This window comes from Flavitalea sp. (assembly GCF_035489435.1).
GTDB lineage: Bacteria > Bacteroidota > Bacteroidia > Chitinophagales > Chitinophagaceae > DATHKG01.
Genome location: NZ_DATHKG010000099.1, coordinates 36,044 through 51,400, shown reverse-complemented (window position 1 = coordinate 51,400; position 15,357 = coordinate 36,044). Strand labels below are relative to the sequence as shown.

Sequence of the window (15,357 nt, the reverse complement as noted above, 5' to 3'; positions counted from 1 at the left end):
CCAATCAGGGCCCAACAGCAACCAGCACTACAAGTATACCTAAAAAGCCGATCAGGGAACAAAAGCCGATCGGAGACAACAGCAGCCACCGGCATGAACAAAGGTATTAACCAGGAATCACAGTGGCAAATCAAACCAACCTCAGGCCCATCCGGCGAAGGGAAGAACCGAGTGAACGCCATGAACGTGCGTAATCAACAAACTCAAGTAAAACAAAAGCAGTCAACAAAAGGCGCTACTAAGGAATAAACTGTATGCCCTGAGCAAGCGGCAACTGATCCGAATAATTAATCGTATTCGTTTGCCGGCGCATATAATTCTTCCACGCATCACTGCCCGATTCCCTTCCACCACCGGTTTCCTTCTCACCACCAAAAGCACCACCTATCTCAGCACCTGAAGTGCCGATGTTCACGTTTGCAATACCGCAATCACTACCGGTAACTGAAAGAAACATTTCTGCTTCGCGGAGGTTGAGGGTCATAATCGATGATGACAAACCCTGGGGAACATTGTTTTGAATCGCAATGGCATCATCAAGGGTTTTATATTTAAGAAGATAAAGTATCGGGGCAAATGTTTCATGTTGAACAATCTTGAAATGTGGCTCAACTTCTGCGATGCAGGGTTTTACATAACATCCGCTTTCATAGCCATTGCCTTCAAGTTTTTTTCCTTCAATGAGAAACCTTCCACCTTCCTCTTTGCATTTTTTTATCGATTCCAGGTACATGGATACAGCATCTTTATCTATCAAGGGCCCGACATGATTTTTTTCATCCAGGGGATCCCCGATATTAAGTTGTGTGTAGGCAGCAACCAGTTTTTCTTTTACCTGATCATAAACAGATTCATGAATTATCAGTCTGCGGGTGGTTGTGCAACGTTGTCCTGCTGTACCAACAGCTCCGAAAACTGCGCCACGGATGGCGATATTTAGATCTGCATCTTTAGATATGATGATCGCATTGTTTCCTCCCAGTTCAAGTAAAGCACGGCCCAGTCTTGCGCCGAGCGCTGCTCCAACTGCCTTGCCCATTCGGGTAGAACCTGTGGCAGATATCAATGGAATCCTGGGATCAGAAGCCATCCATCCGCCGGTTTCGCGACCACCGGTAATAAGGCAGGAGACACCTTCGGGAACATCATTTTTTTTGAATACCTCAGCAACGATATTTTGACATGCTATTCCGCAAAGGGGTGTTTTTTCCGATGGTTTCCAGATACAAACATTTCCACATACCCAGCTTAGCATAGCGTTCCAGCTCCATACGGCGACGGGGAAATTAAATGCTGAGATAATTCCTGTTATTCCCAATGGATGCCATTGCTCGTACATGCGATGCAGGGGTCTTTCACTATGCATTGTAAGACCGTGTAACTGTCTTGAGAGTCCCACTGCAAAATCACAGATGTCAATCATCTCCTGTACTTCACCATAACCTTCCTGTAAACTCTTGCCCATTTCATATGAAACCAGTTTGCCAAGTGGTTCTTTTAACCGGCGGAGTGAATCACCTATTTGTCTTACTATTTCACCACGTTTTGGAGCCGGCCATTTGCGCCATTCTATAAATGCAGCCTGGGCAGTAAATACTACTTTTTCATAATCCTCTTTGTTACCGGGTACAACTACTGCTATGAGATTTCCATCGACCGGTGAATATGATTCCAGGGATGGAGTTCCATTTGCGAAACAATCAGAGCCCGTTGAATCGCCCGGGCAAGTAGATTCAATATTGAGTGCCTGTAGTATTTCTTTCATAAAATGTTCAATTATCCGCAAGATACGCAAGCAAGGCTTAAATTAATGCAGGAGTCAAAGTATATGAAAACCAACACCGTATGAAGTTCTGTAAAAAAAATTGACTCAAAAGTTATGAGATATGAAAACTTATTGCAAGTTTTACATCATCCTAATCTACTATGAAAGACCTGCTGTAAGCAGGTTTTTTTATGTCCCGCTACCAGATTCCTACAATCAAGTTCTGATCATCCTCTAGAAACCGTAACCCTATTTTCTTAACTTGATTAATGCTGTACCATGAAACTTACATTCCCTAACCGGATCATGCTTGCCATGCTCATCCTTGTCTCTTTTAATTCCCTGGCGAATGACCTGGGAGCTCTTCCAAAAAAAATCGTTTTTGATTCCCCGGTATTTGTTACCAGCTTAAAAACCTACGACAACAATTTTGATGCTAAGCCGGTATTGAAGGTTTGCGCCTGCCAGTTACTGACTGTTAAATCTAAAAATCAAGAAATTGAAAATGTTGCTGTTTTCTCTGAAAAGATAAACAACGGTGATCTGACCGCTGACTTCGCGGTTGCAACACAGGTGCTTGAAAAAGAAAAGAAACACATGAAGATGTTTTTTTATGAAACTGTAAAAGTGATTGGTAGGCAAGTGGTGGCTACAGATTGTAAAACCTTTTACAAACAATTAAAAGTTAAATACGATGATCTGAAGATGTATGAATTACTTGATGCAGATGCGATCAGCCGGTTCAACAACCTGAACAAATAACTTACTAATAAACGATCTCAGGGCTAACTACTGATAAACGATCTCAAAGTAGACTACTATTAAACGATCCCAAAGTAAACTACTGATAAACGATCTCAAGGTAGACTACTAATAGACTATCCCAAGGTAGGCTACTGATAAACGATCTCAAGGTAGGCTACTAATAGACTATCCTCAAGGTAGACTACTATTAAACGATCTCAAAGTAAACTACTGATAAATGATCTCAAAGTAAGATATCAATAAACGAACTCAAAGGCATAGAATAAAAACCCTATGACGCTTTGTAGTTCAAGCTGCATCCTCACCGGATGCAGTTTTTTTGTGCCCTGCCTGATTTTTACTTTTGACCGTTCTGTTTTAACTAATTATTTTTGGCTCGAATGAGATTAGGAGCAATAGATATTGGAAGTAACGCCGCACGCCTGTTAATTTCGGAGGTGGTTACCGGCGACAATGGTAAACCACAGTTCCAGAAACTTAACCTGGTACGTGTTCCTCTCAGACTGGGCTTCGATGTATTCGAAAGCAAAACGATTTCCCCTGAAAAAGAAGCGATGATATTGGAGACCATGCATGCATACCGGCATCTGCTTGGTGCGTATGAGGTGAAACACCTGAAAGCCTGTGCTACTTCGGCTATGCGGGATGCAGATAACGCCGCCCGGATCATTGAACATGTAAAGCAGGAAACAGGGATAAGGATTGAAATTATCAGTGGTGATGCCGAAGCCAGTTTTATTTATGAAACTCATATTGCCGAAAATCTCAATAAGGAACTTTCCTATTTATATATTGATGTTGGTGGTGGCAGCACCGAGCTCACTTTTTTTGCTGAAGCCAGGATGGTGTTCAAGAGATCTTTTAATATCGGAACGATCCGGCTCTTGAAAAACCAGGTAGACGATTTCCTCTGGGACGAAATGAAAGATTTTCTAAGACGTGAGACACGTGCCTATACCCAGAATATGATCGCCATTGGTTCTGGTGGCAACATCAATAAGATATTCTCCCTTTCAAAAAGAAAGGAAGGAAAATCACTCAACATTGAATCCCTCAAAGACTACTATAAAGAATTCAGTAGTTTTAATCTCAAAGACAGGATGCGGGTGTACAAACTGAGAGAAGATCGGGCTGATGTTATTGTACCCGCATTGTTAATTCATATTAATGTAATGCGCTGGGCGAATATCAGCGAAATTTTTGTTCCAAAAATCGGCCTCGCCGACGGATTGATTCAACACCTTTACCAGGAAGTGACTGCTATAACTGCCAACGCATGAGTATACATAAGGAAGTAAAGAAAATAACGACCAATACGCTCTTAAAAATGAAAGCCAATGGTGAAAAGATATCAATGCTGACAGCATATGATTTTTCTTTTGCCCGTATGTTTGACCAGGCAGGTATTGATATAATACTTGTTGGTGACTCGGCTTCCAATGTGATGGCGGGACATGAAACGACATTACCTATCACTCTCGACCAGATGATTTACCATGCGGCTTCGGTTATCCGTGGTGTTAGCCGGAGCTTTGTAATTGTCGACCTGCCTTTTGGTTCATACCAGTCTAACTCCCGGGAAGCATTGTCATCCGCGATACGGATTATGAAAGAAACCGGCGCTCATGCAATCAAACTGGAAGGTGGGGAAGAAGTACTTGAATCTATCAATCGTATAGTTGCAGCCGGTGTACCGGTTATGGGGCATCTTGGTCTTACTCCTCAATCGATATATAAATTTGGAACCTATACCGTGCGTGCAAAAGAGGAGGAAGAGGCTGAAAAACTAAAGCATGATGCGAAAGTGCTTGAAAAAGCCGGCTGTTTTGGGATTGTTCTTGAAAAGATTCCGGCCAGCCTTGCAAAGGAAGTATCAGAGTCTTTATCGATCCCAACCATAGGAATAGGAGCGGGCAAATATTGCGATGGGCAGGTGCTTGTAATGCATGATATGCTTGGCATAAACACCGAGTTTAAGCCCCGCTTTCTCCGCAAATACCTGAATCTTCACGAACAGATAACTGAAGCTGTTCAACACTATATCAGCGACGTAAAAAGCAAGGATTTTCCAAACGACTCGGAACAATATTAAATAGAACAACATCCCTGATCCGCGTTAATTTTAGTCACCTTATTCATTCCTGATTCAGTCCTCCAAACTAATGAGCTCCATAGGATGCTCACTTTTCTGATGCAGGTAATTGTAAATTTCCACCTGCGATCTTATCTTCTTATGATCTGTATTGCGGACATACCTGTTACTAAGTTCATTATCCAGTAAACGTGCTTTTACATTATCAGCCAGCTGGATCTGGAGTATGGTTTTTACTACCTTTTTAATATTTTCATCCAGGATAGGGCAGGTTACTTCAATGCGGTGATCAAGATTACGGACCATCCAGTCAGCCGATGATATAAAAAGTTTTTCATCACCCAGGTTATGAAAAACAAAAACACGTGCGTGTTCGAGGTATTCATCCACAATGCTGATGGCCTTAACAGGATATTTGAATTTTTTATTTTTGGAATACATACAGAATATCCCTCTGACTATCAGCCTGAGAATAACCCCGGCCTTGGCGGCCTCATACAGTTTTTCTATCAATTGCTCATCTGCAATCGAATTGCTTTTTATGATGATTGAAGCAGGTTTGCCTTCCCGCGCATTTTTTATTTCGCGGTTGATCAGCCTGTTCATTTCACGACGGAGATATGTGGGGCAGGGGATAAGGGTTTTGCATGTTTTTAGCATGTCTGTTCCTTCTTTCCATTTTTCCATATAGGTAAACAAACGATTCACATCTCCCATTATGTGTTTGTTAGCAGTTAACAGGCAATGATCGGCATATACAGTAGACGTTTTTTCGTTCAGGTTACCGGTGCTTACAAAGCCGTATAGCAAAGTAGTATTGTCGATTCGTTTTTTAATCATGCAAATCTTCGCATGTACTTTCATGTTAGGAATCGACATCAGTACTTTTACTCCTTCTTCCTCCAGCCGCTCTTTCCATTCGAGATTTGCTTCTTCTTCAAATCTGGCTCGCAGTTCAAGCATCACCGTTACTTTTTTCCCGTTTCTCACAGCATTGATCAATGCATTTACAATTTTTGAGTTCGATGCGAGCCGGTAAGCAGTGATCTTTATTTCGGTTACGCTGGGATCAATGGCAGCCTCACGAAGGAAGTCTATCACAGTATTAAAAGAGTGATAGGGGAAATTGAGCATGATGTCTTTGGCCAGTACCACATCAGTCACACGGATTGAATGTCGCAGCATCGGGTGGGTGAAAGGTTTCTTCCGATGACTCTTTTTTGAGAACACGTCCGGAAAATCCATAAAATGCCTGAAGTTGTGAATACGGCCGCCGGGAATCAGGCTGCTTCTTTTTGAAAGATTAAGCTTTTTCATCAGGAAGCCAAGCAGACCGGTATCCATTTGCTGATCATACACGAACCGAACCGTTTTCCCTTTCCGGCGGTTCTTTACCCCTTTTTCAATCTTCTGGATCAGGCTTGTTGAAATATCATTGTCGATGTCTATTTCTGCATCTTTTGTTACTTTGAAAACCCATGACTGGTAACTGGTAAACCCAAAATAGGAGAATATACTTTTAAGGTTATAGCGGATCACATCTTCGAGCAATATGATATGATGTTCTCCTTCCGGTGAAGGTAGTTTGATAAACCTGCCTATGGCCTTTGAGGGTACCTCTATGATTGAGTATGTTTTCAGCATTTTCTCATTTCTTTTCGACATTACCACGCCGAGATAAATGGATTTGTCCCTCAGGTAAGGAAACTGCGGGATACTTTCGATCATTAGCGGTATGATGTTGGAGCGTACTTCTTCCTCGAAAAAAGTCTGTACAAATTTTTGCTGCTCTTTATTGAGCCGCCGCTCTGTAATCAGGTGGATGTTATCGTTCTGTAGTTCACGGCGTATGCTTTCCCAAACAGAAGCAAAAACTTCCTGTTGTTCCAGCACAATTTCCTGGATCTGGTCAAGGATTTTTTCAGGTGAGATTTCCATATGCATGTTCCTGATCCGCGATCCTACGTCTGCCATTCTTTTAAGCGTAGCCACGCGTACACGGAAGAATTCATCCATATTATTTGAAAATATGCCGAGGAACTTAACCCTTTCCCGAAGCGGTACCGTTTTGTCGGCCGCCTCCTGTAATACCCTGCCGTTAAATGAAAGCCAGCTTATATCCCTTGCTATTGTTTTTCTCCTCATTAATGACATTAATAAACTTTTATCAAAGTTGGGTTAACAAAATGCCTGTTAATTTAAATATTTATCATTGACCTGATATGGCAACGAAGATAAGTTAATACCTAACCATTTGAATGAGAGAGAGAAGAGATTCCCACCAACGGCAGGAATATGTTTATCCGGCGATTCACGGAGCCAAAAAATTTCGGATAACTTTGAAGATTCTGCAATCAAACCTTTGAGATTGAAATAAGCAACCACTATTAAAATTGCAACTACAATTAAAATCAATTAAAATCAATAACAATCAATAACATGAAAATCGTCAGGGTACAATACACAACAACCGAATCATATGCAGCTATCAACAAAAGGAACATTGCGGAAGTGGTGGAGGAATTAAAAAAAATTAATCATCCCGGAATAAAATACAGCGCTTATTTAATGGAAGATGGTAAAACTTTTATGCATTTTGATCATTTTGCGAATGAGGCAGCACACGAATTTCTGCAGGGTTTGCAATCTTTTAAAAAATTTGCCGCAGACCTTTGGAATAGTGGCCTGGAAGTAAAGCCAAAACTTGATCTGTTGTCGGTGGCGGCCTCTTCAGAGGATTTCTTCGGTAAATGATATCGCAATTTGAGGTTTCTTCCTGTCTGCATCCGGGGCAATTAAACCGGGGGACAGATTTAAACCGTTTGGGTACAGGATTGTTAATATAAACTATGGAAAAGTATATCCCGATAAACTGCGATTTTTACGACGAGCTTGAAGCATTGGCCACGATTGGAAAAAGGGTAAATATTGTTTTCCTTGACGAAAGCGCAAAAGTAGCCGTGCAGGGGGTGATCCGGGATCTTTTCACCCGGGAGTCGGTCGAATACATGAAACTCGACACCGGCCTGGTTATCCGGCTCGATAAATTGGCGGAAATTGACGGTAAATTGCTGCCAAACGTATGTTAATCCACATTGTGGACAATCAAAACAGAAAAATATTGAATTCTTTTTGATTATTGGATAGATTTTACGACCTTTGCCGTCCAAAATTTTAGGAAGTCATGGCAAGAGTATGCAAGGTTACAGGGAAAGTTCCAATCGGTGGTCACACCGTTTCCCACTCAAATATCAAGACTAAGCGCCGGTTTTTACCAAACCTGCAAACAAAACGCTTTTTTCTTGCTGAAGAAGATAAATGGATTACCCTGAAACTATCAACTGAAGGTATTCGTACCATCAATAAAAGGGGTCTTCTCAACGTCGTAAAAGAGCTGAGAGGCAGAGGTGAAAAAATCTAATTAAACGTCTAAAGCAATAAAAAATGGCAAAGAAAGGAAGCAGGGTTCAGGTGATATTGGAGTGTACCGAGCACAAAACAAGTGGCAAACCGGGTACAAGCCGTTATATCAGCACCAAAAACAAAAAAAATACCCCTGAGAGACTGGAGCTGAAGAAATTCAATCCAATCCTGAAGAAGTATACAGTGCATAAAGAAATTAAATAAGCGCAAAAAGAAACTGTTTTATAAAAGTTTCAAACTCAAATCATGGCAAAAGCAGCAAAAACAGCGATAAAAAAAGATACTAAAGCCGCGGCAGAAGCGAAAAACTGGACTAAAGTTATTCGCGCGGTACGTAGCCCAAAAAGCGGTGCATACACTTTTAAGGAACAAATCATTCACAAAGACAAGGTGAAGGATTTCCTGGCTCAAAAATAATGTGAGACTATATCATTATAGGAAAGCTGTTCTTTGCGGAACGGCTTTTTGTATTTTGGCTAAATCATCCTGGCCCCTGTAAATTCACCGCGTATTAAATTACAACTATGGGATTTTTCGATAAAATTTTCGGTAAGAAAGAAAAAGAAACCCTTGACCAGGGCCTTCAGAAAACGAAAGAAAACTTCTTCTCAAAAATCACAAAAGCAGTTGCCGGAAAAAGTACTGTTGACGAGGAAGTACTTGACAGTCTTGAAGATGCGCTGGTTAGTGCAGATGTTGGTATTGATACTACTGTGCAGGTTATAGAGCGGATAGAAAAAAGGGTTGCAAAGGACAAATATCTCAATACAGGCGATCTTAACCGGTTACTACAGGAAGAAATCGTTGGAATGCTCGTAGACGCCCCCCAGAAAAATGCCTACACATTTGATTCGGAATTACCCGCGAAACCTTATGTGATCCTGGTAGTTGGGGTGAATGGTGTCGGAAAAACCACCACTATTGGTAAACTTGCCTATAATTTCAAGAAAGCCGGGAAATCGGTTTTGCTGGGCGCTGCCGATACCTTCCGGGCTGCAGCAGTTGAACAGCTGACGATCTGGAGTGAAAGAGTTGGAGTGCCAATCGTAAAGCAGGCCCAGGGTTCTGATCCCGCCTCTGTTGCTTTTGATACGGTGCAAAGCGGTGTATCCCGGGGCAGCGATATCGTGATCATCGATACAGCCGGCAGGTTACACAACAAGGCTCACCTGATGGAAGAGCTGAGCAAGATCAAGAGGGTTATCCAGAAACATATACCCGATGCGCCACATGAGATCATGCTGGTGCTTGATGGATCTACCGGACAGAATGCCCTGGAACAGGCGAAACATTTTACAGCGGCTACTGATGTGACTGCGCTAACGATTACAAAACTCGATGGTACTGCCAAAGGTGGTGTAGTGATGGCAATTGCCAACCAGTTCAAAATACCCGTGAAGTTTATAGGGGTGGGTGAAAAGATGGAAGATCTGCTTGTGTTTAACAAACACGAATTTGTAGACAGTCTTTTTAACCTGGAAACAAAAAACACATAAATAGTGAAAGCAAAAACGTTAAAGAGAGATAAGGTCAATATTATTACACTGGGGTGTAGTAAAAATATGGTTGACAGCGAAGTGTTAAGTGGACAATTGTTAGCCAACTCAATTGACGTTGTTCATGAAAACAGGAAACTTGATCATAACATTGTTGTAGTAAATACCTGTGGTTTTATCGACAAGGCAAAAGAAGAATCAATCAATACTATTCTTGAACAGGTTGAACTTAAACGCAGGGGCAAACTGGACAAGGTTTATGTTACCGGTTGTTTGAGCGAACGTTATAAAAACAACCTCGAAAAGGACATCCCGGAAGTAGATGCCTATTTCGGCACCATGGAGCTACCCATGATATTAAAACAGTTTGAGGCTGATTATAAGGCTGAACTATTGGGTGAGCGCCTGCTTTCCACACCAAGCCACTATGCTTATCTTAAAATTTCTGAAGGATGTAATCGTACCTGTACATTCTGCGCCATCCCGCTTATGCGTGGTCAGCATACAAGCAAGACCATCGAAGCACTGGTAAAAGAAGCAGAAAACCTGGTGAGATCAGGCGTTAAGGAAATTATGCTGATTGCACAGGAACTTACTTATTATGGACTTGATATCTACAAAAAACGTATGCTGCCCGAACTGCTCAACAAGCTGGCAGATATACCAGGGCTGGTTTGGATAAGACTACATTACGCATACCCATCAAAGTTTCCCATGGAGATACTTGATGTGATGCGCGAACGTGATAATATCTGTAACTATCTTGACATGCCATTGCAGCATGCAAGTGATGATATGCTGAAGGCAATGCGCCGCCAGATAACCCAGGGCGAAATGGATGAGCTGATCTATGCCATCCGTGAAAAAGTACCAGGCATTTGTTTGCGGACCACCCTGATTGCCGGATTTCCAGGTGAAACGGAAAAAGATGTGGAATCGATGAAAATGTTCCTTCAGAAACACCGCTTTGACAGGGTTGGCATATTTACCTATAGCCACGAAGAAGGAACCGGTGCCTATGGACTGGAAGATAATATTCCCCAGGAGATAAAAGAATTACGTGCACAGGAAGTGATGGAAGTGCAACAGGAAATAAGCCTCGAAAAAAACCAGGAGAAGATTGGTCAAACCTTCAAGGTACTTATTGATAAAAAAGAATCCGGCCGTTACCTTGGCCGTACAGAGTTTGATAGCGTTGAAGTAGACAACGAAGTGATCATTGCAGGCTCGCAGAAACTGCAGCCAGGACAATTTGTAAACGTCAAAATCACGAAAGCCTACGACTACGATCTGGAAGGGGAAGTGGTTTAAACTGCCTTTCATACTTAACATTTCATTTGTAAACGAAATGTTCCATGGTTCGTCCTATATGTATAAAAACAAATTGGAGGAAACAAGTTATGAAAAGATTTTTTACACTCGCAGCCCTGTTCATTAGTATGGTTTCATTTGCCGCTGCTCCTCCCAGAGCAGGCCGCATAATCATCAACAACGGAGATTACAACAACATCGTGGTACGGATCAATGGCCGTTCTTATAACGTTGATCAACAAACGCTGATTCTGAATAACCTTGTTGGCGGACGTCATCACCTGGAAGTATACAAAACAGAAAAGAAGCCTTTTGGTTTTGGCAGATCCAAACCAGTGTTGATATTCAGCTCTGCCATTTATGTAGATCCTTCCTTTATAGTGGATGTTAACATCAACCGTTTCGGTAAGGTTTCAATTGGCAAATCAGTTATCGTTAAAAATGGTAACGATCGCTACGATAACAACAGGTATGACAATGACCGTTATGATGACGACCGCGACGGCAGATCTATCGATGACCGTTATAATGACAACAGCGGCCCGAACGATAAATCGAATGACGGCAAAAGATATGATGATAAAACCTACCCGGATAATGGAAATGGAAATCGTCCTGCAAGATTCTAAAAGTTAACATTTATAACTTCTTTTAAAGAGCCCCGCACCTGCGGGGTTTTTTGCTTAAATTCAACCCCACAACTGCGGGATTGATTTGCAGCAATTATTTCTGTAGGGCAACCATTACATTTGTAAAAAAATCACCTCTATGGCTTTCAACTGGAAAGGTATATTCCCCGCACTCACTACAAAGTTCACAGCAAATGACGAACTGGATCTCGACATGTTTGAAAGAAACCTGGATGCACAGTTAAAAGCTGGTATTCACGGTATCATTTTAGGAGGTACGCTGGGTGAGGCCAGCGTATTGACAAATGCTGAAAAGCAACAGCTGGTTCAGTTTGCTGTAAGCCGGATCAATGGTAAGATCCCAACCATACTCAATATAGCAGAAGGATCCACCAGGGTCGCCATAGAGCAGGCAAAACTGGCGGAAGCCTGGGGTGCTGAAGGACTGATGTTGCTGCCGCCTATGCGTTACAAAAGTGATCACCGCGAGACAGTGGAATATTTCAAAGCCATTGCCCGGTCAACTTCATTGCCTATCATGATCTACAATAACCCGGTAGATTACAAAACGGAAATTACACCAGACATGTTCGAAGACCTGATGGTGATGCCGAATATACAGGCAGTTAAAGAGTCAACCCGTGATGTTTCCAATGTAACCAGGCTTATCAATCGATTTGGCGACAGGTTAAGCATCCTCTGCGGTGTGGATACTATAGCTCTCGAGGAATTGATGCTTGGCGCTAATGGATGGGTCGCAGGACTTGTATGTGCATTTCCAGCCGAAACAGTTGCGGTGTATAGACTGGTCAAAGCGGGACGTTTGGCTGAGGCCGTTAATATTTATCGTTGGTTCATGCCTTTGCTTGAGCTGGATCTGCTTCCTAAACTTGTACAGTACATAAAACTGGCAGAAACCCAGGCTGGAATCGGATCTGAATTTGTACGTAGCCCAAGGCTTACATTGGTGGGTGAAGAAAGAGATCGTGTCCTGAAAATTATTGACCATGGTATTGCAAACAGGCCATCTTTACCTGACTTTAAATCGATTAATACTGAATTCGGTGCTACTGTTGAAGTCAACTAAGGAAACAAGAGAACACCGAAAGTCAACCAGCGAACCATCCCGCTGTTTATTATTAATAACCTATTAATAACCAGATTAAAAATATACAGCATGTTTCAGGAAAATACACAAGAAGAAATCGGTAACATGTTGGAGAGCGCCTGGAAAGCTTTTCACGAATACCGGAAGTTATCTTTAAAAGACCGGGCAGGCTTTATGCGTGCAATTGCGATTGAAATGGAGAACTGTGGTGATGAACTTTTGCAAACGGCAATGGAAGAAACAAATCTGCCGGAGGCAAGGGTAAGAAGTGAAAGGGGCCGGACCATAAATCAACTTAACACCTATGCTACTGCATGTGAAGAAGGCAGTTGGCTGGAAGCAAGAATAGACACGGCTGATTCTGCAAGGACACCTCCAAAACCAGATATCCGTAAGATGCTTGTGCCGCTTGGACCAGTGGTTGTATTTGGTGCAAGTAATTTTCCTTTTGCTTATTCAACCGCGGGGGGTGATACAGCCTGTGCTTTTGCCGCGGGATGCCCGGTGATAGTGAAAGCGCATCCTGCACATAGCAAAACCAGTGAAATAGTTGCTAAAGCAATACTCAGGGCTGCTGAAAAAACAGCTATGCCAGAAGGCATATTTCATCATGTTCATGGCAGTTCATTTGCAACAGGCAAAACGCTTGTTACACATAAATATACCAGGGCGGTTGGTTTTACCGGTTCAACCTCCGGTGGCAGGGCGCTTTTTGACTGGGCAAATCAACGCCCGGATCCTATCCCTGTTTTTGCTGAAATGGGTAGCATAAACCCGGTGTTCCTGATGCCTGAAAAATTAAAAGAGTCTCCCGGCGAGCTGGCAAAATTATATTCCGCATCAATAACGCTTGGGGTTGGTCAATTCTGTACCAATCCTGGCCTCGTTCTGGGAATAGACGGACCCGATCTGAATAATTTTGTAGAAGCACTCGGAGGTGAGATTAAGAAAATTGCGCCCGGGTACATGCTGCATCCCGGAATTGCAAAAGCGTTTGTTCAGAACCGTGAGAAAGCACTGTCACAGCAGGAAGTGACAACCATTGCTGAATCAGAAATCGCAGCAAAGGAAAACCAGGGTGTTCCTACTGTTGCTTCGGCTACAGGAAAGGCTTTTCTGAATAACCCTGTGCTCCACAAAGAAGTATTTGGTCCTTATTCACTGGTAATCCGCTGTGCTGACGCAGCAGAAATGCTTGAAATTACTAATAAACTTGAAGGGCAGCTGACAGCGACACTCATGGCAACAGAAAACGATGTCAGATCTAATGATGATTTTGTTGAGGCGGTAAAAAATATCTGTGGCAGGTTTATACTTAATAATGTTCCAACCGGTGTTGAAGTATGTTTGAGTATGCAGCATGGCGGACCATATCCAGCCACTACAGACTCAAGATTCACTTCAGTTGGAGCAGATGGCATAAAAAGATTCGCAAGGCCGGTAGCTTTTCAGAACTGGAGTAATTCATTGTTGCCGGAGGAATTACAAAATGATAATCCACTTAAAATATGGCGCACGGTTAATAATGAATTCACCAAAGAAAAAATTTAATTGTTGATATGAAAAGACTATTTACCGTTTTGACTTTAAACTTTTGCCTGATGACTGCTTTATTTGTCAATCCAATAATTTCCTGTAACGATCAGTCCGAAACAAATGATAACAATAAAAACCAAGACACTGTGGTAGCATCCAATCAAATCATCGAAAACACTATCATCGGAAAAAAAGATGGAATTGACATTGTTCAGTATACGCTCACAAATAAAAATGGCATGGCTGTTAAGATTATCAGCCTTGGAGCCACAGTGACGGGCATCATGGTACCTGACCGCAATAAGGAAATGGGTGATGTTGTATTGGGTTTCGATTCCCTTGCCGGATATATGGATCCGGCTAATTCATTTTTTGGCGTGATTGCCGGCAGATATGCAAACCGCATTGCCAAAGGCAGGTTTGTGCTTAACGGTGAAACATATACGCTCGCTCAGAATAACAATGGTAACAGTTTACATGGCGGGCTGAAAGGATTCGATAAAGCAGTCTGGAACGCCACTACTTCGCTTGCTGATAGTTCGCTCACATTGAAATATGCAAGTAAAGATGGTGAAGAAGGTTATCCTGGTAACCTGAATGTTGAAGTACGTTACAAACTGAGAGACGACAACGCGCTTGAAATAAATTATACGGCTGTTACGGACAAAGCCACACCGGTAAACCTTACAAACCATAGTTATTTCAACCTGTCTGCCGGTAAAAAATCAGATATACTTGATCACTTGCTGCAGTTAAAAGCAAGTAAATTTACACCCGTAGATAAAACCCTGATCCCTACCGGCAAGATCAATGAAGTATCAGGAACCCCGATGGATTTCAGGCAGCCTAAAGTGATAGGAAAGGACATTGACAAGGTAGATGGAGGTTTTGATCATAACTGGATTTTTGACAAAGACAGCGCCGCACTTGAACTGGTTGGCAAACTGGTTGATCCATCCAGCGGCAGGAATATGGAATTCTGGACATCTGAGCCTGCTGTCCAGTTTTATTCCGGTAACTTTCTAAGAGGCCAGGAGGGAAAAAAGGGAATGAAGTACACCAAACATGCCGGTCTTTGCCTTGAAGCACAACATTATCCTGATTCGCCCAATCAACCATCATTTCCATCAACGATACTTCAACCCGGACAAACCTATAAACAAACAACCATTTATAAGTTTGGCACGGAATAGCGACCCTGTTCCGGATGTTATCATTTCTCAAATAAATTT

16 protein-coding genes are annotated in these 15,357 nt (G+C 42.3%); 14 read left to right on the top strand and 2 right to left on the bottom strand.

The genetic code is table 11. The annotated features are described in order from the left end of the window. Positions 1-238: 238 nt before the first annotated feature. Positions 239-1,765 carry an L-piperidine-6-carboxylate dehydrogenase gene (amaB, locus tag VK664_RS16545; RefSeq protein ID WP_461399796.1) on the bottom strand — a complete coding sequence of 509 codons (1,527 nt, stop codon included), beginning with the start codon at positions 1,763-1,765 and terminating at the stop codon, positions 239-241. 279 nt (positions 1,766-2,044) lie between these two features. Here amaB and VK664_RS16540 point away from each other — a divergent pair, with 279 nt between their 5' ends. The 3 genes from VK664_RS16540 (at position 2,045) to panB (ending at position 4,622) form a co-directional block, all read left to right on the top strand. Continuing rightward, positions 2,045-2,527 (top strand): hypothetical protein, encoded by a 483-nt coding sequence (locus VK664_RS16540; protein ID WP_461399795.1) that lies wholly within the window; start codon positions 2,045-2,047, stop codon positions 2,525-2,527. 383 nt (positions 2,528-2,910) lie between these two features. Beyond that, positions 2,911-3,810: a Ppx/GppA phosphatase family protein gene (locus VK664_RS16535; RefSeq protein WP_461399794.1), complete on the top strand. Its 900-nt coding sequence runs from the start codon at positions 2,911-2,913 to the stop codon at positions 3,808-3,810. Beyond that, positions 3,807-4,622, top strand: a complete 816-nt coding sequence (gene panB, locus VK664_RS16530; protein ID WP_461399793.1) for a 3-methyl-2-oxobutanoate hydroxymethyltransferase — start codon at positions 3,807-3,809, stop codon at positions 4,620-4,622. Before VK664_RS16535 ends, panB begins: the two co-directional genes overlap by 4 nt. A gap of 54 nt (positions 4,623-4,676) precedes the next feature. Here panB and ppk1 read toward each other — a convergent pair whose 3' ends face one another. After that, on the bottom strand, positions 4,677-6,767 hold the full coding sequence (ppk1, locus tag VK664_RS16525; protein WP_461399792.1) for a polyphosphate kinase 1: 2,091 nt from the start codon (positions 6,765-6,767) through the stop codon (positions 4,677-4,679). Positions 6,768-7,061: 294 nt separating this feature from the next. Here ppk1 and VK664_RS16520 point away from each other — a divergent pair, with 294 nt between their 5' ends. From VK664_RS16520 to VK664_RS16470, 11 genes are all read left to right on the top strand, one after another. Then, the gene (locus VK664_RS16520) at positions 7,062-7,376 is read left to right on the top strand and encodes a hypothetical protein (RefSeq protein ID WP_461399791.1); all 315 of its coding nucleotides are present in this window, start codon (positions 7,062-7,064) and stop codon (positions 7,374-7,376) included. Between the two features lie 95 nt (positions 7,377-7,471). Continuing rightward, positions 7,472-7,711: a hypothetical protein gene (locus VK664_RS16515; protein ID WP_461399790.1), complete on the top strand. Its 240-nt coding sequence runs from the start codon at positions 7,472-7,474 to the stop codon at positions 7,709-7,711. 95 nt (positions 7,712-7,806) lie between these two features. Beyond that, on the top strand, positions 7,807-8,043 hold the full coding sequence (rpmB, locus tag VK664_RS16510) for a 50S ribosomal protein L28 (RefSeq protein ID WP_461399789.1): 237 nt from the start codon (positions 7,807-7,809) through the stop codon (positions 8,041-8,043). Between the two features lie 23 nt (positions 8,044-8,066). Continuing rightward, complete coding sequence (gene rpmG / locus VK664_RS16505) at positions 8,067-8,249, top strand: 50S ribosomal protein L33 (RefSeq protein ID WP_458924490.1); 183 nt, start codon at positions 8,067-8,069, stop codon at positions 8,247-8,249. A gap of 42 nt (positions 8,250-8,291) precedes the next feature. After that, positions 8,292-8,462, top strand: coding sequence for a DUF4295 domain-containing protein (locus VK664_RS16500; protein WP_458924489.1), 171 nt, complete (start codon positions 8,292-8,294; stop codon positions 8,460-8,462). A 107-nt stretch (positions 8,463-8,569) separates the two neighbouring features. Then, positions 8,570-9,541 carry a signal recognition particle-docking protein FtsY gene (gene ftsY, locus VK664_RS16495; RefSeq protein ID WP_461399788.1) on the top strand — a complete coding sequence of 324 codons (972 nt, stop codon included), beginning with the start codon at positions 8,570-8,572 and terminating at the stop codon, positions 9,539-9,541. A gap of 3 nt (positions 9,542-9,544) precedes the next feature. Then, positions 9,545-10,852 (top strand): 30S ribosomal protein S12 methylthiotransferase RimO, encoded by a 1,308-nt coding sequence (gene rimO / locus VK664_RS16490; RefSeq protein WP_461399787.1) that lies wholly within the window; start codon positions 9,545-9,547, stop codon positions 10,850-10,852. A gap of 89 nt (positions 10,853-10,941) precedes the next feature. Beyond that, positions 10,942-11,481 carry a hypothetical protein gene (locus VK664_RS16485; protein WP_461399786.1) on the top strand — a complete coding sequence of 180 codons (540 nt, stop codon included), beginning with the start codon at positions 10,942-10,944 and terminating at the stop codon, positions 11,479-11,481. Positions 11,482-11,620: 139 nt separating this feature from the next. Beyond that, positions 11,621-12,568, top strand: coding sequence for a dihydrodipicolinate synthase family protein (locus VK664_RS16480; RefSeq protein WP_461399785.1), 948 nt, complete (start codon positions 11,621-11,623; stop codon positions 12,566-12,568). A gap of 90 nt (positions 12,569-12,658) precedes the next feature. After that, positions 12,659-14,140 carry an aldehyde dehydrogenase (NADP(+)) gene (locus VK664_RS16475; RefSeq protein ID WP_461399784.1) on the top strand — a complete coding sequence of 494 codons (1,482 nt, stop codon included), beginning with the start codon at positions 12,659-12,661 and terminating at the stop codon, positions 14,138-14,140. A gap of 8 nt (positions 14,141-14,148) precedes the next feature. Beyond that, a complete protein-coding gene (locus VK664_RS16470) occupies positions 14,149-15,318 on the top strand; it encodes an aldose epimerase family protein (protein WP_461399783.1) in 1,170 nt (389 codons plus the stop codon). Positions 15,319-15,357 lie beyond the last annotated feature (39 nt).

What these genes read in the sequence shown, in the direction of transcription:
- amaB (WP_461399796.1), bottom strand. Translation starts at nt 1,765, where the DNA reads ATGAAAGAAATACTACAGGCACTCAATATTGAATCTACTTGCCCGGGC.
- VK664_RS16540 (WP_461399795.1), top strand. Translation starts at nt 2,045, where the DNA reads ATGAAACTTACATTCCCTAACCGGATCATGCTTGCCATGCTCATCCTT.
- VK664_RS16535 (WP_461399794.1), top strand. Translation starts at nt 2,911, where the DNA reads ATGAGATTAGGAGCAATAGATATTGGAAGTAACGCCGCACGCCTGTTA.
- panB (WP_461399793.1), top strand. Translation starts at nt 3,807, where the DNA reads ATGAGTATACATAAGGAAGTAAAGAAAATAACGACCAATACGCTCTTA.
- ppk1 (WP_461399792.1), bottom strand. Translation starts at nt 6,767, where the DNA reads ATGAGGAGAAAAACAATAGCAAGGGATATAAGCTGGCTTTCATTTAAC.
- VK664_RS16520 (WP_461399791.1), top strand. Translation starts at nt 7,062, where the DNA reads ATGAAAATCGTCAGGGTACAATACACAACAACCGAATCATATGCAGCT.
- VK664_RS16515 (WP_461399790.1), top strand. Translation starts at nt 7,472, where the DNA reads ATGGAAAAGTATATCCCGATAAACTGCGATTTTTACGACGAGCTTGAA.
- rpmB (WP_461399789.1), top strand. Translation starts at nt 7,807, where the DNA reads ATGGCAAGAGTATGCAAGGTTACAGGGAAAGTTCCAATCGGTGGTCAC.
- rpmG (WP_458924490.1), top strand. Translation starts at nt 8,067, where the DNA reads ATGGCAAAGAAAGGAAGCAGGGTTCAGGTGATATTGGAGTGTACCGAG.
- VK664_RS16500 (WP_458924489.1), top strand. Translation starts at nt 8,292, where the DNA reads ATGGCAAAAGCAGCAAAAACAGCGATAAAAAAAGATACTAAAGCCGCG.
- ftsY (WP_461399788.1), top strand. Translation starts at nt 8,570, where the DNA reads ATGGGATTTTTCGATAAAATTTTCGGTAAGAAAGAAAAAGAAACCCTT.
- VK664_RS16485 (WP_461399786.1), top strand. Translation starts at nt 10,942, where the DNA reads ATGAAAAGATTTTTTACACTCGCAGCCCTGTTCATTAGTATGGTTTCA.
- VK664_RS16480 (WP_461399785.1), top strand. Translation starts at nt 11,621, where the DNA reads ATGGCTTTCAACTGGAAAGGTATATTCCCCGCACTCACTACAAAGTTC.
- VK664_RS16475 (WP_461399784.1), top strand. Translation starts at nt 12,659, where the DNA reads ATGTTTCAGGAAAATACACAAGAAGAAATCGGTAACATGTTGGAGAGC.
- VK664_RS16470 (WP_461399783.1), top strand. Translation starts at nt 14,149, where the DNA reads ATGAAAAGACTATTTACCGTTTTGACTTTAAACTTTTGCCTGATGACT.